At 72.3% G+C, this 18,232-nt stretch carries 16 protein-coding genes; 10 read left to right on the top strand and 6 right to left on the bottom strand.

What is annotated here, in order from left to right:
- Positions 1–53 precede the first annotated feature (53 nt).
- Positions 54–1,850, top strand: coding sequence for a 2-oxoglutarate dehydrogenase, E2 component, dihydrolipoamide succinyltransferase (gene sucB / locus OG866_RS31645; RefSeq protein ID WP_329339975.1), 1,797 nt, complete (start codon positions 54–56; stop codon positions 1,848–1,850).
- Between the two features lie 62 nt (positions 1,851–1,912).
- Here sucB and OG866_RS31640 read toward each other — a convergent pair whose 3' ends face one another.
- The gene (locus OG866_RS31640; RefSeq protein ID WP_329339974.1) at positions 1,913–2,590 is read right to left on the bottom strand and encodes a hypothetical protein; all 678 of its coding nucleotides are present in this window, start codon (positions 2,588–2,590) and stop codon (positions 1,913–1,915) included.
- 212 nt (positions 2,591–2,802) lie between these two features.
- Here OG866_RS31640 and OG866_RS31635 point away from each other — a divergent pair, with 212 nt between their 5' ends.
- The 4 genes from OG866_RS31635 (at position 2,803) to OG866_RS31620 (ending at position 8,181) form a co-directional block, all read left to right on the top strand.
- Positions 2,803–3,435 carry a GntR family transcriptional regulator gene (locus OG866_RS31635; RefSeq protein WP_329339972.1) on the top strand — a complete coding sequence of 211 codons (633 nt, stop codon included), beginning with the start codon at positions 2,803–2,805 and terminating at the stop codon, positions 3,433–3,435.
- A 349-nt stretch (positions 3,436–3,784) separates the two neighbouring features.
- Positions 3,785–6,490 (top strand): pyruvate dehydrogenase (acetyl-transferring), homodimeric type, encoded by a 2,706-nt coding sequence (gene aceE / locus OG866_RS31630; protein WP_329339971.1) that lies wholly within the window; start codon positions 3,785–3,787, stop codon positions 6,488–6,490.
- A gap of 141 nt (positions 6,491–6,631) precedes the next feature.
- Positions 6,632–7,606: a helix-turn-helix transcriptional regulator gene (locus tag OG866_RS31625; protein ID WP_329339970.1), complete on the top strand. Its 975-nt coding sequence runs from the start codon at positions 6,632–6,634 to the stop codon at positions 7,604–7,606.
- Between the two features lie 56 nt (positions 7,607–7,662).
- On the top strand, positions 7,663–8,181 hold the full coding sequence (locus tag OG866_RS31620) for a DUF4240 domain-containing protein (RefSeq protein ID WP_329344395.1): 519 nt from the start codon (positions 7,663–7,665) through the stop codon (positions 8,179–8,181).
- A 6-nt stretch (positions 8,182–8,187) separates the two neighbouring features.
- Here OG866_RS31620 and OG866_RS31615 read toward each other — a convergent pair whose 3' ends face one another.
- The gene (locus OG866_RS31615) at positions 8,188–8,397 is read right to left on the bottom strand and encodes a hypothetical protein (protein ID WP_329339968.1); all 210 of its coding nucleotides are present in this window, start codon (positions 8,395–8,397) and stop codon (positions 8,188–8,190) included.
- A gap of 189 nt (positions 8,398–8,586) precedes the next feature.
- On the opposite strand from OG866_RS31615, the gene OG866_RS31610 reads away from it, so the two are divergent.
- Entirely contained in the window at positions 8,587–9,711 is a 1,125-nt protein-coding gene (locus OG866_RS31610; protein ID WP_329339967.1) for a lipid II:glycine glycyltransferase FemX, read from the top strand.
- Here the strand turns inward: OG866_RS31610 and OG866_RS31605 are convergent.
- Entirely contained in the window at positions 9,673–10,512 is an 840-nt protein-coding gene (locus OG866_RS31605) for a peptidoglycan recognition protein family protein (protein ID WP_329339965.1), read from the bottom strand. The genes OG866_RS31610 and OG866_RS31605 overlap by 39 nt on opposite strands.
- A 229-nt stretch (positions 10,513–10,741) precedes the next feature.
- On the opposite strand from OG866_RS31605, the gene OG866_RS31600 reads away from it, so the two are divergent.
- A complete protein-coding gene (locus tag OG866_RS31600) occupies positions 10,742–11,926 on the top strand; it encodes a MarP family serine protease (RefSeq protein WP_329339963.1) in 1,185 nt (394 codons plus the stop codon).
- Positions 11,927–11,932: 6 nt separating this feature from the next.
- Here the strand turns inward: OG866_RS31600 and OG866_RS31595 are convergent, their stop codons facing one another.
- Positions 11,933–12,718, bottom strand: a complete 786-nt coding sequence (locus tag OG866_RS31595; protein WP_329339961.1) for an SDR family NAD(P)-dependent oxidoreductase — start codon at positions 12,716–12,718, stop codon at positions 11,933–11,935.
- 84 nt (positions 12,719–12,802) lie between these two features.
- Here OG866_RS31595 and OG866_RS31590 point away from each other — a divergent pair, with 84 nt between their 5' ends.
- Positions 12,803–13,432, top strand: a complete 630-nt coding sequence (locus tag OG866_RS31590) for a TetR family transcriptional regulator (protein WP_329339959.1) — start codon at positions 12,803–12,805, stop codon at positions 13,430–13,432.
- Positions 13,433–13,593: 161 nt separating this feature from the next.
- Here OG866_RS31590 and OG866_RS31585 read toward each other — a convergent pair whose 3' ends face one another.
- Entirely contained in the window at positions 13,594–14,082 is a 489-nt protein-coding gene (locus OG866_RS31585) for a GNAT family N-acetyltransferase (RefSeq protein WP_329339958.1), read from the bottom strand.
- Between the two features lie 74 nt (positions 14,083–14,156).
- On the opposite strand from OG866_RS31585, the gene OG866_RS31580 reads away from it, so the two are divergent.
- Both OG866_RS31580 and OG866_RS31575 read left to right on the top strand, forming a co-directional pair.
- The gene (locus tag OG866_RS31580) at positions 14,157–15,053 is read left to right on the top strand and encodes a TIGR01777 family oxidoreductase (RefSeq protein ID WP_329339957.1); all 897 of its coding nucleotides are present in this window, start codon (positions 14,157–14,159) and stop codon (positions 15,051–15,053) included.
- A gap of 149 nt (positions 15,054–15,202) precedes the next feature.
- Positions 15,203–16,630 (top strand): NAD(P)/FAD-dependent oxidoreductase, encoded by a 1,428-nt coding sequence (locus OG866_RS31575; protein WP_329339955.1) that lies wholly within the window; start codon positions 15,203–15,205, stop codon positions 16,628–16,630.
- 79 nt (positions 16,631–16,709) lie between these two features.
- Here OG866_RS31575 and OG866_RS31570 read toward each other — a convergent pair whose 3' ends face one another.
- Positions 16,710–18,143, bottom strand: coding sequence for a regulator (locus OG866_RS31570; RefSeq protein ID WP_329339954.1), 1,434 nt, complete (start codon positions 18,141–18,143; stop codon positions 16,710–16,712).
- Positions 18,144–18,232 lie beyond the last annotated feature (89 nt).

The following is an 18,232-nucleotide window of genomic DNA, read 5'->3' as shown; positions in this document are numbered from 1 at the left end:
TCCGTCTCCGCGACGACACAGACTTCCGCAATTCGTAAGGAGCAACCGAAACCATGGCGGTTTCCGTAACCCTTCCGGCGCTCGGCGAGAGCGTCACCGAGGGCACTGTCACCCGCTGGCTGAAGGCCGAGGGTGAGCGAGTAGAGGCCGACGAGCCGCTGCTCGAGGTGTCGACCGACAAGGTCGACACCGAGATCCCCTCCCCCGTCTCCGGCGTCCTGTCCTCCATCAAGGTCGCCGAGGACGAGACCGTCGAGGTCGGCGCCGAGCTGGCCATCATCGACGACGGCACGGGCGCCCCCGCTGCCGCCCCGGCCCCGGCCGCCGAGCCCGCGCCCGCCGCGGCTCCCGAGCCGGCCGCTGCCGCCCCGTCCACCGAGCAGGCCGCCCCGGCGCCCGCTCCCACCGCCGAGGCCGCCACCGGCGGCGGTTCCGCCGAGGGCACGGACGTCGTCCTGCCCGCGCTCGGCGAGTCCGTCACCGAGGGCACCGTCACCCGCTGGCTGAAGGCCGTCGGCGACTCCGTCGACGCCGACGAGCCGCTGCTCGAGGTCTCGACCGACAAGGTCGACACCGAGATCCCGGCCCCGGTCTCGGGTGTCCTGCTGGAGATCACCGTCGGTGAGGACGAGACCGCCGAGGTCGGCGCCAAGCTCGCCGTCATCGGCGCCCCGGGTGCGGCTCCGGCCGCTGCCCCGGCTCCCGCCGCGCCGGCCCCGGCCGCCGCTGCTCCGGCCCCGGCGCCCGCCCCGGCCGCCCCCGTGGCCCCGCCGGCCCCGGCTCCGGCCCCCGCCGCTCCGGCCGCGGCGCCCGCCCCGGTCGCCGCCGCCCCGGCTCCGGCCGCCCCGGCCCCCGCGCCGGCCGCGCCGGCTCCCGTCGCCCCCGCTGCCCCGGCTCCGGCCGCGACCTCCGGTGACGACGGTGCCTACGTGACCCCGCTGGTGCGCAAGCTCGCCGCCGAGCACGGTGTCGACCTCGCCTCCGTCAAGGGCACCGGCGTCGGCGGTCGTATCCGCAAGCAGGACGTCGTCGCCGCCGCCGAGGCCGCGAAGGCCGCCGCCGCTGCTCCGGCTCCCGCCGCTGCCGCGCCGGCCGCCGCCAAGAAGGCGCCGTCCCTGGAGGCCTCGCCGCTCCGTGGCCAGACCGTCAAGATGCCGCGCATCCGCAAGGTCATCGGCGACAACATGGTCAAGGCGCTGCACGAGCAGGCGCAGCTGTCCTCGGTCGTCGAGGTCGACGTCACGCGTCTGATGAAGCTGCGCGGCCGGGCCAAGGACTCCTTCGCCGCCCGTGAGGGCGTCAAGCTGTCCCCGATGCCGTTCTTCGTCAAGGCCGCGGCCCAGGCCCTGAAGGCGCACGCGCCCATCAACGCCAAGATCAACGAGGCCGAGGGCACGATCACCTACTTCGACACCGAGAACATCGGTATCGCGGTGGACTCCGAGAAGGGCCTGATGACCCCGGTCATCAAGCACGCGGGCGACCTGAACATCGCCGGCATCGCGAAGGCCACGGCGGAGCTGGCCGGCAAGGTCCGCGCCAACAAGATCACGCCGGACGAGCTGTCCGGCGCGACCTTCACCATCTCCAACACCGGTTCGCGCGGTGCGCTCTTCGACACGATCATCGTGCCGCCGGGCCAGGTCGCGATCCTCGGCATCGGCGCCACGGTCAAGCGCCCGGCCGTCCTGGAGACCGAAGAGGGCACGGTCATCGCCGTCCGCGACATGACCTACCTGACCCTCTCCTACGACCACCGTCTGGTGGACGGCGCCGACGCGGCCCGTTACCTGACCGCGGTCAAGGCGATCCTGGAGGCGGGCGAGTTCGAGGTCGAGCTCGGCCTGTAAGGCTCGTACGCAGTACGTCGGTGCCCCGTCCGGAGCTTTCTCCGGGCGGGGCACCGGTCTTTTCAGCGGGGCGTCAGCGTGCGGTCGCTCCAGGCCCACAGGGTCTCGACCCACGCGTTCGGGACGTTGAGCCGGGGCGAGTAGGTCAAGTGCCGGGTGCGGTAGGCGCGCAGCACGTCATAGGTGGCGTCGAGGCAGTCGCGTGAGGTGAGTTCGCCGGTCGCCGGGTCGAAGCCGACGAGGAAGCCGCGGCTCTCGACGGCATGGATCATGGCCCAGGCGGCGTTCACGTCACTGGTCGACGAGGCGACGCAGCGGTAGCGGCTGTAGGGGTGCGTGGACTTGCCGGGGTAGTGGGCGTCCCGGGACATGTCGCTGAGCATGCGGTCGTACGATCCCTGCGCGTGCCAGGCGCCGATGTCGCCGCCCGGCGGGGTGTAGAGCTTGTTCGTGGGGTTCTCCACGGCGCCGTAGACCCACTGGTCCGTGCCCGTGACGCGGAAGCCCCAGCCGACGTGGCCGAACTTCTGCGCCCCGTCGGGCTTGACGAAGACGCAGGCGCCGCCACCACCGCCCGCCTGGCCGGCGCCCGCCATGTTGGTGAGCGTTTCGGTGCTGTCGGGCCTGGTTTCCGTCGTCGCCTTCGTCGCCGTCTGCCCGCAGCCCGTGATCCCGACGATCCCGGCGATCGCTCCGATCACGGCCGCGATGACCCGTCCCCGGTGTCCCCCGATGTGCATGCCGTCCCCCCGTCGTACGAAGGGGCACCGATGTGGCAACCCCTGCCGAACGCGACACTCCTCGGGGTCACGGGGTTCCGTGTCTTGACAGAAGTCCGCGGACTGGGAGCGTGTAAGTCTCGTCTCACCTGCATGAAAGCGCCCCCATGCGCCCCTCCCGAACGGGCACTCGGCCTTATTGTCTAAACGTCAAACGCCCTTAAGGAGCACTCATGACCGCGCCCGTCGTCCACTCGCTGCGCGAACAGATCCGCGAGCACATCGTGGAAGGGATCGTGAGCGGGCGCTGGAAGCCGGGCGAGCGCATCGTCGAGCGGCGGATCGCGACCGAGCTGGAGGTCAGCCAGACGCCGGTGCGGGAGGCGCTGCGCGAGCTGGAGTCGCTGCGGCTGATCGAGTCGGCGCCGAACAAGGGCGTACGGGTGCGGAATCTGACCGCGGCCGACCTGGAGGAGAGCTACCCCGTCCGGGCCGGTCTGGAGGCGATCGCGGCGGAGCTGGCGGCGGAGAAGCTGGCGGTGGACTGCTCGGCGCTCGAACCGCATGTCGTCGCGCTGTGCGAGGCCGACCGGGAGGCGGACGGCACGGCCCAGGTCCGGCACACGGTCGGCTTCCACCGGGAGATGGTCCGCGCGGCCGGCAACTCCGTGCTGCTGCACACCTGGGAGGGGCTCGGCATCGAGGTCTTCACGGCCCTGTCGATCCGCTGGCTGGGGACGGTGCAGCAGTCGTACGCGGAGGAGCACGAGGAGCTGGTGCAGGCGTTCCGGCGCCGGGATCCCCGTATCGCGGAGTTGGTGAAGGCCCACGTGCTGGGCTGCGCGCCACGACACGAAGGAGAGTAGGGCGGCATACCCAGGGGCGCGGGGAACTGCGCGACCAGCCACAAATCGCCTGCACCCGGCCACGCACCCGTACCCCTGCGGCGAACCCGCCCCACCCGAGCACTCCCCCGCTCACCTGCGAAAACAGGCACCAACCAAGGTCACCCCGTGCCACCGCCGGAGGCACCCCGTGCCTACTTTCTCGAAATCAAGAGGTTTTGCCTCTCAACCCTTTGATCGATCATCGATCAGGGAGTTACAGTCGCCGACGGGCCTCTACCGAGGCCCCAGCCCTGTCCTGCCAAAGACCTAGGGCGACCCCGAACCCTTACAGATGAGGGAACCCCCTTCGACTGAGGAAGGCGGCGACATGACCGACCCCCACGCCATCCAGCCGAGCGAGCTCGACCAGCTCCCCGACCGGGACCCGGAGGAGACCGCCGAATGGCAGGCCTCTCTGGACGCGGTCGCCAAGGCGGCGGGCCCGCACCGTGCCGCGTACCTGATGCGCCGCACGCTGGAGCGGGCGGAGGGGAACGGCATCGCGCTGCCGAAGCTCCTCGAGACCGACTACGTCAACACCATCCCCACCGCCGCGGAGCCGGGCCTGCCCGGTGACCCGGAGCTGGAGACCCGGATCACCGCCTGGAACCGCTGGAACGCGGCGGCCATGGTGACCCGCGGCAGCAAATACGGCGTCGGCGGCCACATCGCCACCTTCGCCTCCGCGGCCTGGCTCTACGAGACCGGCTTCAACCACTTCTTCAAGGGCAAGGAGGCGGACGGGTCGGGTGACCAGCTCTACATCCAGGGCCACGCCTCCCCCGGCATCTACGCCCGCGCCTTCCTCGACGGCCGGCTGAACGAGGACCACCTCGACAACTTCCGCCGTGAGTCGGGCGGCAACGGCCTCCCGTCGTACCCGCACCCCCGCCGGCTGCCCTGGCTGTGGGAGTTCCCGACCGTCTCCATGGGCCTCGGCCCGCTGTCGGCGATCTACCAGGCCCGCTTCAACCGCTATCTGACGGCGCGCGGCATCAAGGACGTCTCGCAGTCCCACGTCTGGGCCTTCCTCGGCGACGGCGAGATGGACGAGCCGGAGTCCACGGCGGCACTCGCACTCGCCTCCCGTGAGGGTCTCGACAACCTCACCTTCGTCATCAACTGCAACCTCCAGCGCCTCGACGGCCCGGTCCGCGCGAACTTCAAGATCGTGCAGGAGCTGGAGGCCCAGTTCCGCGGCGCCGGCTGGAACGTCATCAAGACGCTGTGGGGCTCGGCCTGGGACGAGCTGTTCCAGCTCGACACCACGGGCGCGCTGCTGCGACGGCTGCGCGAGGTACCGGACGCGCAGGTCCAGACGTACCAGACCCGTGACGCCGCCTATATCCGCCAGGACTTCTTCGGGGCCGACCCCGCGCTCGTCGAGATGGCGAAGCTGCTGAGCGACGACAAGATCCTCGAGTGCTTCCACTTCTCCCGCGGTGGCCACGAGGCGCGCAAGGTCTACGCCGCCTACAAGGCCGCGGTCGAGTTCAAGGGCGCTCCGACGGTGATCCTGGCCCAGACGGTCAAGGGCAACACCCTCGGCGAGGGCTTCGCGTCGAAGAACGCCAACCACCAGATGAAGAAGCTGACGGTGGACGAGTTCAAGACGATGCGTGATCTTCTTGAACTGCCCATCTCCGACAGCCAGTTCGTCGACGGTGTCGTGCCTTACGGCCACCCGGGCGCCGACTCTCCCGAGGTGCGCTACCTCCAGGAGCGCCGCGCGGCCCTCGGCGGCCCCGCCCCCGCGCGCCGGGTGCACCCGCTGGCCCCGCTGCCCGCCCCCGCCGAGAAGGTCTTCGCCTCCTTCGACAAGGGCTCCGGCTCCCAGAACGTGGCCACCACCATGGCCTTCGTCCGCCTGATCAAGGACCTGGTCCGCGACAAGGAGACGGGCAAGCGCTGGGTGCCGATCGTCCCCGACGAGGCGCGCACCTTCGGCATGGAGTCGCTGTTCCCGTCGCTGGGCATCTACTCGCCCAAGGGCCAGACGTACGAGCCGGTCGACCGCGACCAGCTCATGTACTACAAGGAGGCCAAGAACGGCCAGATCCTCAACGAGGGGATCACCGAGGCCGGTTCGATGGCCGACTTCATCGCCGCGTCGACCGCGTACTCCACGCACGGCGAAGCGATGATCCCGTTCTACATCTTCTACTCGATGTTCGGCTGGCAGCGCACGGCCGACCAGATGTGGCAGCTCGGCGACCAGCTGGGCCGCGGCTTCCTGGTGGGCGCGACCGCGGGCCGGACGACCCTGACGGGCGAGGGCCTCCAGCACGCGGACGGTCACTCACCGGTCATCGCGGCGACGAACCCGGCCTCGCTGACGTACGACCCGGCGTTCGCGTACGAGGTCGCGACGATCGTCAAGGACGGCCTGCGCCGTATGTACGGCGAGGCGGCCCCGGGCGAGGACCCGAACGTCTTCTACTACCTGACGGTCTACAACGAGCCGCTCCCGCAGCCGGCGAAGCCCTCCGGGCTCGGCATCGACGAGGGCATCGTCAAGGGCCTGTACCGCTTCAACACGGCGGAGTCGGCGGGCGTCAACGTGGCTGCCGCCAATGCCCCGCGCATCCAGCTCCTCGGGTCCGGCACGGCGATCCACTGGACGCTGAAGGCACAGCGGCTGCTGGCGGAGGAGTGGGGCGTGGCGGCCGACGTCTGGTCGGCGACGTCCTGGACGGAGCTGCGCCGCGACGCGCTGGAGGCGGACGCCGCCCTTCTGCGCGGCGAGGAGCGCGTCCCGTACGTCCGCCAGGCGCTGCACGGCGCCGAGGGCCCGGTGCTGGCCGTCTCCGACTACATGCGCCAGGTCCCGGACCAGATCGCGCAGTGGGTCGAGCAGGACTGGTCGTCGCTGGGCGCGGACGGCTTCGGTCTCTCCGACACCCGTGACGCGGCCCGCCGCCACTTCGGCGTCGACGCGGAGTCGATCGTCGTGGCCGCGCTGGCGCAGTTGGCGCGGCGCGGTGAGGTGAAGGCGACGGCTGTGAAGGAAGCGCGCGAGCGTTACGGGTTGTAGCTCGGCTGCGGGGTAGTGGGGGCTGGTCGCGCAGTTCCCCGCGCCCCTAAAAGATCAGGTACGCCTCAGCGGACCTGCTTTTAGGGGCGCGGGGAACTGCGCGATCGGCCGCATCCGGGCCCGCACCCGAAAATGGACCCCATGCGTGCTGCCCGCCTCATCAAGATGGTGCTTCTTCTCCAGTCCCGGCCCTCCATGACCGCCACCGAGCTCGCCTCGGAACTGGAGGTGTCGGAGCGGACGGTGACCCGGGACGCGCAGGCGCTGTCCGAGGCGGGGGTGCCGGTGTACGCGGAGCGGGGGCGGGCCGGGGGGTATCGGCTGATCGGCGGGTACCGGACCCGCCTCACGGGCCTGCACCGCGGTGAGGCGGAGGCGCTGTTCCTGTCCGGGCTGCCGGGGGCGCTGCGCGAGATGGGCCTGGAGGACGCGGCCTCGGCCGCCCGGCTGAAGGTGTCGGCGGCGCTGCTGCCGTCCCTGCGGGACGCCTCGCGCTCGGCCGCCCAGCGGTTCCATCTGGACGCCCCGAACTGGTGGAGCGAGCCGAAGACCCCCGAGCTGCTGCCCGCCGTCGCGGACGCGGTGTGGGACGACCGGCGGGTCGTCGCGCGGTATCGCAAGGGCGAGGAAGAGGTCGAGCGGGAGCTGGAGCCGTACGGGCTCGTGCTGAAGGCGGGGGTCTGGTACCTGTGCGCGCGGGTGCCCGAGGCGGAGACGTACCGCGTCTATCGGATCGACCGCTTCACAGCGGTGGACGCGCTCGAGGAGCGCTTCGCACGGGACGAGGAGTTCGATCTCCCGGCCTTCTGGGAGGCGCAGGCGGCTCGGTTCGCGCGCTCGATCCTGCGGGCGGAGGTGGTCGTACGGCTGTCTCCCGACGGGGTGCGCGGGCTGCCGTACGCCTTGGACCGGGTCTCGGCGCGGGAGGCGCTGGAGGGAGCGGGGGCGCCGGACGGGGACGGCTGGGTGACGGTGACCGTGCCCGTGGAGTCCGAGGAGGTCGCGCACAGCCAGCTCGCGGGGCTGGGGCCGGAGGTTGAGGTGCTGGCGCCCGAAGGGCTCAGGGCGCGGTTCGTGAGGGATGCCGTACGCCTGGCGCGTCTGTACGGGACATAACAATCCGCCGCACTCCACGTGCGCCCCACCCGCGCAGGGCCGATGCTGGACCCGTGATGGACGAGACGGAGTTCTGGGAGCTGGTGGACGCCACCCGCGAGGCCGCCGAGGGCGACCCCGAGGAGCAGGCCGACCTGCTCGTCGACAGACTCCTCCAGCTGGACCCGGAGATGGTCCTCGACTTCGCCCGTCACTTCGAGGCCCGCTACAACCGGGCGTACACCTGGGACCTGTGGGGCGCCGCGTGGCTGCTCCTGGACGGGGCCAGCGACGACGCCTTCGACTTCTTCCGGTGCTGGCTGATCGGCCAGGGCCGTGAAGTGTACGAGGGTGCCGTGCACGCGCCGGACTCCCTGGCCGACCTCCTCGGCGACTTCGACGAGGAGATCGACGGCGACGGGGAGGAGCTGGGCTACGCCGCGGACGAGGCCTACGAACAGCTCACCGGCGCCGTCGCCCCCGACCTCGGCATCCCCCCGGCGCCCTCGGAGCCGGAGGGCACCCCGGTCGACTTCGAGAGCGACGCGGTCCTGGCGGAGCGCTACCCGAAGCTGTGGGAGCGGTTCAGGGGCTGACGCCCGTTACGCCGCGGTCCTTCGGCGGGAGGTGTCCGTCGGGATGTAGGCCTGGGTCTGATCCGTCTTCAGCACGACGTGGTGCATCGGGGCCGCGTTGGCCTGGTCGAGGGCGGAGGCCGTGACGGCGGCCGGGCCGAGGACGACCGCCGCGGCCGCGCAGAGCGCCGCCCAGGGGCCGCGGGACGTCTTGGTGCCGGTGTGACTGCTGTTCATCTTCCCCACCTCCGGTCAGTGCGTATGCCCTGACGGTAGGGGGGTTGTTTCAGGGTGATCCTTGAGTCACCTACGAGAAGCCTGTGTGGATGGTCGGTCATCGACATGGAAGGTTCACTTTTGGCCTCTTGACCGGTGGCGCGCTCCTCGGCGTACCGTGGCCGCTCCCGAAACAGGAGCACCCTGCCCATGACCAGCCCGTACGTGCGGGAGATATCGCGCGAGGAGCATCTCGCCCACCTGCGGCTGCATCCCGACGTCAGTCATCTCCAGATCCCCGAGTGGGGCGATGTGAAGCCCGACTGGCATGCCGAGAGCGTGGGGTGGTTCGACGGGGGTGATGTGTTGGTCGCCGCCGCTCTGGTGCTGTACCGGCCGTTGCCGGGGACCCGGCGCTTCCTCGCCTACGTTCCCGACGGGCCCGGCGTCGACTGGCGCACCCGCCTGGAACCCTGGCTCGATCCGCTCGTCGCGCATGTCGAGGAGCGCGGGGCGTTCTCGCTGCGGATCGGGCCGCCGCTGGTCGTCCGGCACTGGGAGCCGGGCACCGTCGCGGCGGGCGTCGCCGACCCCGGCGTACGGCATCTGCGGGAGGTGCCCGCGGACGGCGTGGACGGGTTCGCGCTGGACGCCGGGGAGCGGTTGAGGCGGCTCGGGTGGCGGCGGTGCGCCGAGGAGGGGAACGGGTTCGGGCCGGGGCAGCCCCGGTACGGGTGTCATGTACCGCTTGCCGGGCGGTCGGTGGACGAGTTGCGGGGCGCGCTCGCCTCGCACTGGGAGCAGGCCTTGCGGACCGCGGAGGACGCCGGGGTCCGGGTCGGCTGGGGCGGCGCCGCCGATCTGCCCGACTTCCATCGGCTGTACACCTCGACCGCCGCTCACGACGGGTTCAAGGCCCGGCCGCCGGACTACTTCCGGCGGCTGTGGAAGGCACTCAACGCCCTGGACGACGACCAGGTGCGGCTGTATCTCGCCGAGTACGACGGGGTCGCGCTGTCCGCCGCGCTGATGATCAACGTGGGGTCGAGGGGGTGGCATTCGTACGCCGCCTCCGGGCGTCAGGGGCGTCAGTTCCGGCCCAGCAGCGCGTTGTTGTGGCGGATGCTCAACGACGCGCGGGCGGCGGGTGCCGAGACATATGACCTGCGGTCCGTCACGCCGGTGCTGACGGAGGGCAAGTTGCTGGGGCGGCTGCTCTTCAAGACCGGGGCCGGTGGGCGGGTCGTGGAGTACCTCGGGGAGTGGGAGCGGCCCGTGGGCAGTCAGGGGGCCGTCCTACAGCGTGCGGTGCGGGTCTACCTCGGGCGTCGCTGAGCGCGGTGGGGTCCTGCCCTGGAGGCGGGCCGCCTCCTCCCTGATCCCCGGGAGCCGAGCCGTGAGGGCGGCGCCGGGGCAGCTCGTCATGTAGCCCTCGTCGTGGCCGGCGATGGCCGGGAGGGTGGCGGTGGTGCCGGCGGCGTAGCGGCTGTAGCTGTTGCTCGACCGCAGTTTCACGCTCGCCCGGGGGTCGACGCCCGTCAGGCCCAGTTTCCATGCCGCGAGGGCCGCGATGGCGTGGCTCATCGCGGGCGGGACCTGGACGCCCGCCGTGAAGGTGCCGAGGGCCGCTATGCCGGCGGTGCGGTGGTTGAAGCCCTGGGTGTGGGCGCCGGTGACCGGGCGGTCGACGCCGCCCGCGCGGCCCTCGTAGATCGTGCCGCAGCGGTCGACCAGGAAGTTGTAGCCGATGTCGTCCCAGTCGCGGACGCCGGTCTGGCCGGCCGCGAGGTAGCGGATGATGCGGGGCGCGTCGGCGCAGTCGTAGCTGTTGGGCGAGTCGGTGTGGTGGATGAAGACGGCGACGACCTTGTCGTCGTAGCGCGCGGGGGGTGGGGTACGGGCGGCGGAGTTCGCCTCGCCCGAACCCGTCGCCCAGACCGAGCGCGGCACTATGTGCGGCTTCGGCGCCTGGTGGAGGGTGGCCGGGCGGGCCGCGAGGGGGCGGGCGGGGCGGGCCTCGGCACGGCGTTCGACGCCGGTCGCGCACAGGATCAGGGCGACCACGGCCGCGAGGCCCGGCACGCAGGCCAGCAGCAGTGCCCGGCCGGGTATTCGGACCGGGCGTCGTTTTCGCATCCCTCTGGTTCGTCGGACACGCATGGTCCCACTCTCGGCCGGATCGTCCGCGCCCGCGATGTGTGGTGTGCCACCCGGTGGAACCATCGTCCTGGTCCGGGGCGTTTCTCCGGATGCACGCTCGTCGTGCGCACGCACGCGTGGCCGGTTCCGGACGCCACGCGCGGGTGCGTGCTGATCACTGGGACCGTCCCGCCCGTAATAAGGGGTCCGAGAGAAAGGCGGCTCCGTGGACCTGCTCGACATCGTGCTGGTGCTGGTCGTACTGGCCTATGCGGTATCCGGCTACCGGCGCGGCCTCATGGCCGGCTGTGTCTCCTTCGCCGGGTTCGTGGGCGGCGCGGTCATCGGGGTGTGGGTGCTGCCCTGGATGATGGACCTGGTGACGCCGGGCAGTACGTCGGCGACGGTGACCGCGGTGCTGACCGTGCTGGTCCCGGCCGTGGTGGGGCACGAACTGGCGGGGCGGCTGGCGCTGCGGCTGCGCCGGGAGCTGGACAAGGGGCCGCTGCGGGTCGCCGACGGGATCGGCGGGGCCGCGGCCAACTCGGTGGCCGTGCTGATCGTGGCGTGGGTGGCGGCGAGCGTGCTCGGCGCGTCCTCGTCGGCGCTGCTCACCTCGTCGATCCGGGACTCCCGGGTGCTGGGCGCGGTCCAGGACGCGATGCCGGACACCACGCCGACCTGGTTCTCGCGGGCCACGTCCGCGCTGACCGAGGCGGGCTTCCCCCAGGTCTTCAACCCGTTCGAGAACGAGTCGACGGCCGAGGTCGCCAAGCCCACCGGCGACAGCGTGACCAAGGCCGCCACGACCGCCGCCAAGGTGAGCACGGTGAAGATCGAGGGCGCCTCCGGCACCCAGGGCCGCGAGGGCAGTGGCTTCGTGTACGCGCGGGAGCACGTGATGACGAACGCGCACGTGGTGGCCGGCATCGACCGCCCGAGCGTGCGCATCGGCGGGGTCGGGAGGTCGTACGAGGCCCAGGTCGTGCTCTTCGATCCGGACAAGGACGTGGCCGTGCTGTACGTGCCCGGCCTTCGGGCCCCGGTGCTGAGGTTCGACGACAGTGCCTCGCGCGGCGACTCCGCGGTCGTCGCCGGTTATCCGCAGGACGGCGACCTCAACCTCCAGGCGGCCACCGTGGCCAACCGGGTCCACGCGAACGGCCAGAACATCTACGGCGACGAGCGGGTCACGCGCGAGATCTACTCGATCCGCTCCACGGTCCGGCCCGGCAACTCCGGCGGACCGCTGCTGACCACGGACGGCAGGGTGTACGGCGTGGTCTTCGCCCGGTCGACGTCCGACGCCGAGACCGGGTACGTCCTGACCGCCGACGAGGTCGCTCCGGACGCCGAGCGGGCGGCGGACGCCACGGAGCCGGTGGACACGGGTGAGCTGATCACCTCGTGACCGACCTCAGAAGTGCGTGCCGCCGTCGATGCGGATCTCGGTGCCGGTGATGAACCGGCCGTCCTCGCCGGCCAGCATCGCGACCACGCCCGCGACCGCCTCCGGGCCCGCGAACCCCTCCCCCAGCGCCGGGGTGAGCTTGGTGAACAGGCTCCAGTCGGTGTCGTCCGGCAGCCCCGGCCCGGCGCTCTGACCGCTGGCGCCCGAGCCGTCGGTCATGCCGGAGGAGATCGAGCCGGGCTGTACGGCGGTGAAGCGGATGCCCTGCTTGCCGTACTCGCTCGCCAGGGCGTGCGTCATCGACTGGATGCCGCCCTTGCTCGCCGCGTACGCCGCCATGTACGGGTGCGCGAACTGCGCCGAGGTCGAGCTGAAGTTGACGACGGCCGGGGCGTCGCCCGTGAGGAGCGCCGGTATCGCCTCGCGGATCATCAGGAAGGTGCCGGTCAGGTTGACGGCGATGATCCGGCTGAAGTCGGCGAGGCTCTGCTCATGGGTGTGCGCGGAGCGCAGGATGCCGGCGGCGTTGACGAGCACGTCGAGCCCGCCGAGTGCCTCGACGGCGAAGGCCACGGCGTCCCGGACGGACGTCTCGTCGGCGATGTCGACGGCGACCGTGGTCAGCCGTCCGGCGTCGGCGCCCGCCTTCTCGACGGTGTCCTTCAGGCCGGCCTCGCTGATGTCGGCGGCGACGACCCGGCCGCCCTCGGCGAGCAGGCGCAGCACGGTGGCCTGGCCGATGCCGGAGCCGCCGCCGGTGATGAGGGCACGTCGGTTCTCGTAACGGTTCATGGCGTGCACGGTACGCCCAAGTGGCACGTTTTGCCACAGCTGCGGAATCTGTCGTTCAAAGTGAAACGGCGTACGCTTCCCCGGGTGAGCACCAAGCCCCCTTCGCTGACCGAGCGCCGCAAGGCGGCGACCCAGCTGGACATCGCGCGGGCCGCCGCCGAGCTGTTCACCGAGCGCGGGCCGGACCAGACGACGGCGGAGGACGTCGCCGAGCGGGCCGGGGTCGCGCTGCGCACCTTCTACCGGTACTTCCGCAGCAAGCAGGACGCCGTGGCACCGCTGCTCGCCCATGGCGCGGACCGCTGGCGCGAGCTGCTGGCGGAGTCGGAGCCGGGCGCGGGACTGCCGGCCGCCCTGGAGCGGGCGGTCCAGGAGTCGCTGTCGGCGTCGGACGCGCACACGGCGGAGGGACTGCGGCAGACCCGGGCGCTGCTGCGGGCGGCCGTGGACGATCCGGCGCTGCGGGCCGTCTGGTACCGGGTGAACCAGGAGTCCGAGGAGAAGCTGGTCGACGTGGTCGCCGGGCTCGCGGGGCCGGGCGCGGACCCGATGGCGGTACGTCTGACGGCCGCCGCGGCGACCGACGCGATCCGGGTGGCGCTGGAGGCGTGGGCCGCGACGGACGCCGAGGTGACCGGGCCGGGCTCACCCGCGGAGCTGGCCGTGCGCTGTCTGCGGGAACTCATGGGCGGCATGCGCCTGTTGACGGGCTGACCCGGCCCTCGTACGGCCCAATGCCCTGGCCGGGCGCCGACAGCGGCGTACCCCTGGGCCCATGACACTGCCCGTCTTCTTCCTGATCTCCCTGCTGCTGGCGGGGGGCGTGCTCTTCCGCGTCGTGCGCAGGCGCCGCGCGGCCGCCGAGGCCGACCAGGTCAGAGACTTCGCCCCATGAACACGTCGTCGACGTACTCGCCGTCGAGCAGGAACTCCTCCGGCAGCACCCCTTCGACGGCGAAGCCCTCCGACTCGTAGAGCCTGCGGGCCGGGGTGTTGTGGCCCAGGACCCGCAGGGTGAGACGGCGGGCGCCGCGCCGACGCGCCTCCTCGATCACCGCGCGGATCAGGGCCCGGCCGACGCCCAGACCGCGGGCCTCCTCGGAGACGGCGAGGCCCTGGATCTGGCGGACGTGTGTGTTGCAGGCGAGCGGAGTGGGAAAGCCGAGCCGGACGTAGCCGACGATACGGCGGTCGAGTTCGGCGACCAGGTGGTCGTCGGGGCTGTGGCGCTCGTCGAAGAACGGACCGTAGGGCGGCTGCGGTCGGGGCGTCACCGCGTGCAGCGGCGACCAGGTCGCGCGGTCGAGAGCCCCCAGCTCCTCGTCGTCGTCGGGCAGGGCGCAGCGTATGTACGGCTCGGACATGACCGCCACCCTACGGCGGCGGGGCCGCCCCGCGGCGACGGGTTTTCCGGGTGCCCGGGCGCAGAATGGGCGGCATGCAGTCTTCCCGAATCGCGGTGGCCGGTGCGTCCGGTCTCATCGGCAGTGCTCTGGTGCGGTCCTTGACGGCGGATGGTCATGAGGTGGTGCGGCTCGTGCGGCGGGCGCCGCACGGGGCGGACGAGGTCCGCTGGGATCCCGAGGGCGGGCGGGTGGACGCGGCCGGGCTCGCCGGGTGCCAGGCCGTGGTCAATCTCGCCGGTGCCGGGATCGGGGACCGGCGGTGGACACCGGCGTACAAGGCCCGTATCCGGTCCAGCCGGGTGCTGGGCACGGCGACGCTGGCCAAGGCGATCGCCGCGATGGAGAAGCCGCCGCGGGTCTTCGTCAGCGGCAGTGCGATGGGCTATTACGGCGAGACCGGCGACCGGGTCGTGGACGAGAGCGCGCCCGCGGGCAACGGCTTTCTGCCCGAGCTGTGCGTGGAGTGGGAGGGCGCGGCGGCTCCGGCCCAGGAGGCGGGCGTGCGGACCGTGTTCACACGGACCGGGCTGGTGGTGGCGCGCGGGGGCGGGGCCTGGGGTCGGTTGTTCCCCTTGTTCAGGGCCGGGCTCGGTGGGCGGCTGGGCGACGGACGGCAGTACTGGTCGTTCATCGCGCTGCACGACGAGGTGGCCGCCATCCGGTATCTCATCGACACCGACGGTCTGTCCGGGCCGTTCAACCTGACCGCGCCGACCCCGCTCACCAACCGGGAGATCACCGAGGCGATGGGGCGCGTGCTGCACCGGCCGACGCTCTTCGCGGTGCCGGCGCCGGTGCTGCGGACGGTGCTCGGGGAGATGGCGGGGGATGTCCTCGGCAGTCAACGGGTGGTGCCGAAGCGGCTGTTGGAGTCGGGGTTCACGTTCGCGTTCCCGGAGGTCGAGGGGGCACTGAAAGCCGCCGTGTGACCGTATGCGACCGCTGTGCGACCGTGCCCTGTTCATGCGCGACTGTCCCTGACCGATCACGGCCTTAACCTCAAGCCGAACTCGGGTATCCCCGGAGGCGGTTGGGGGCATGACGTCCCCACCGGCCGCGCAACCTCGAGGAGGGGCACGTGCTTGAGCCCGCGTACCAGGCGGACGTCGTGATCGTGGGAGCCGGGGTCGCCGGGCTCTCCGCGGCACATCGGCTGACCAGCGCAGGAGTGACGACCGCAGTCCTGGAGGCCGCCCACGGTGTGGGGGGCCGTATGTCGACGGAGAAGGTCGACGGCTTCCGGCTCGACCGCATCGGGCAGCTGCTGTCCACCGCGTATCCCGAACTGCGCCTGACACCAGGGCTCGACGGTCTGGTGCTGCGCCCCTTCGCGCCCGGTGTCCTGTTGCACAGCGACGGCCGCCACCATCGCGCGGGCGCCACCCCGGCGAACTCGAGGAGCGCCGCGTGGAGCGTCACACGGAGCGCGAGGAGCGCCCGGAGCACAAGGCGCGCGAGGGGCGCACTCCATGCCGTACGCGCCCTGGCGAGCGCCCCCCGTCCCGCGCCCCGTCCGACGCCCCGCCCGGCCGCGGCCCCCCGGAGCGGCACCGCCCCGCTGGGCACCGCCGTCGACCAGGCCCGCCTCGGCGCCGCGCTCGCCCGGATCGCGGACGCCCCCGTGGAGCGCCTCCTCGCCCGCCCCGAACTCCCCGCCGCCCAGGCCCTCGCGGCCCGCGGTCTGCCCGCCCGCACGATCGACGGGTTCCTGCGACCGCTGCTGGCGGCCCTGCTGTGCGACCCGGAGCTGACGACGTCCAGCCGCTGCGCGGACCTCGCGCTGCGGGCCTTCGCGGGCGGGCGGCTGAGTGTGCCGGAGGGCGGGGCCGAGATCCTGCCGGAGCTGCTGGCCCGCTCGCTGCCGCCGGGGACGGTGCACACCGGGGTCCGGGTCACCTCGGTCTCCACCAACACGGTGACCACCGCGGAGCACGGCGAGTTCCGCTGCCGTGCGGTACTTCTGGCGACCGACGCCCGCGCCGCGGCCGAGCTGCTGCCGGGCCTGCGCGTACCCGACTTCCACCCGGTGACGGTGGTTCACCACACGACCGACGAACCGCCGGAGACCGGTACCGCGCTGCTGCTGGACGCGGACCGCGGCGGCCCCGTGGTCCACACGGCGGTGGTGAGCCGCGTGGACCCGAGCCGCGCCCCCGCGGGCCGCGCCCTGATCTCCTCGACGGTCCTCGGCCCGCCCCCGCCGGACGTCGAGACCGCCGTCCGTATGCATCTCTCCCGCCTCTACGGCACGTCGACGGCCCGCTGGGAGACCCTCGCCGTCCACCACACCCCGGAGGCGGTGCCGACCATGCGCACCCCCCACGACCTACGCCGCCCGGTACGCCTCCTGGCGGGCCTGTACGTCTGCGGCGACCACCGGGACACGAGCACGGTCCAGGGGGCGTTGCACTCGGCGCACCGGGCGACGACAGCGATGCTGACGGACCTCGGGGCGAGGGGTTCGATGCACAGGGCGGACCCGCTCCCGGCAACACGGGCCGCCTGAACGCACCCAGGGGCGCGGGGAACTGCGCGACAAGCCCCGACGCACCCGCACCCGGCACACACCACCCGAAGTCACGGCGCTACCCGAACGCGGCCACCTTGTCCCGATAACCCCGCACCGGTGCCGCGTCCTTGTACGGCTCCAGCCTCCGCTCGAAGTCCCTCACATACTCGATCGCCCGAACCGACCGCATCTCAGCAGCGGCACCCGCGGCCTCCGCACCCAGCGCGCAGGCCTGGTCGAGCTCCCCGAGGCCGAGGCGAGCGGAGGCAAGCACCACCCGGCAGAAGAGCCGACTGCGGGCGTACGCCGGCGCCCGCAGCTGAAGCGAGCGCTCGGCGTGCTGCGCCGCCGCACGGAACTGCTGAAGGTCACGGTGCGCGTGCCCGAACTCGTCGGCGAGCTGTGCCTCGTCGAAGAAGCGGGCCCAGTACGGGACTTCGTCACCGGGCCGGGCCGCCTCCAGGGCGCGCTCGGCGCGGACCAGCGCGCCCGTGCAGTTGCGCACCTCGCCGAGCACCCCGTGTCCGCGCGCCTCGACGGAGTGCAGCAGCGCCTGCACGACCGGCGGGGCGTTGGTCCCGAGCCCCTGCTGGGCGACCCGCGCCAGCTGCACCGCCTCGCGCCCGTGCCCGAGATAGACCGCCTGCCGGCTCATCGTGATCAGCACGAAGGACCCGTAGGCCCGGTCCGCCGCCGCCTGCGCGAGCCGCAGCGACTGCACGAAGTACCGCTGCGCGAGCCCGTGCGCCGCGATGTCGTACGACGTCCAGCCCGCGAGCCGGGTCAGGTCGGCCGCGGCGGCGAACAGCCGGCGGCCGACCTGTTCGCCGTAGGTGCCGCGCAGCATCGGCTCGCACTCGTGCTCCAGATAGCGCACGAGGGCCTGGCGGGCGTGGCCGCCGCCGTACATGTCGTCGAGGGAGCGGAACAGTTCGCCGACCGAGCGCAGCGCGGCGATGTCGCCGCCGGTGACCTTCTGGCCGGGCCCGCGCTCGGCGCCGCGCTGCCGGGGCACCACCGGGCGGCCCTGGGCGGGGACGCGGAGCGGGGGTTCGCCGCGGGCGACCTTGTCGTCGGCCCGGCCGATGAGCCAGTCGCGGCTGGGGACGACGAGACCGGCCGGGGTGAAGGCGATCTTCCGCAGTTCGGCGTGGCTTCCGGAGTCCTTGCGCCACAGCCCGCCCACGATGTCGACGGCCTCCTCGGGGGTGGCCGCGAACTCCAGGCCCGCGTAGACGGGCGCGCAGGCGTCGAGCCCGAGATCCTGGGCGCTGAGCCGCCGGCCGAGTCGGCGGGTGAAGACCTCGGCGATGAGGGCGGGGGTGGTGCCGCGGGGCTGCTGGCCGCGCAGCCACCGGGTGACCGATGTCTTGTCGTATCTCAGATCAAGCCCGTGTTCGAGACCGAGTTGGTCCACTCGACGGGCGAGTCCCGCGTTGGAGAACCCCGCTTCTGCGATGAGCGCGGCGAGCTGGCGGTTGGGAGTGCGCTGCGCGGGTCGTTCCGTCATCTGCGGTGGTGTCTCCTGCCCGGATTGCCTGTGAGCAGCCCTTATGGCCTCTATAGGACGGCGTGAATGTAGCGGAGAGTGAGCAGACG

The sequence above is a fragment of the Streptomyces sp. NBC_00663 genome (genome assembly GCF_036226885.1).
Classification (GTDB): Bacteria; Actinomycetota; Actinomycetes; order Streptomycetales; family Streptomycetaceae; genus Streptomyces.
Note: the sequence above shows the minus strand (reverse complement) of the source record. Positions and strands in the feature narration are given on the sequence as shown.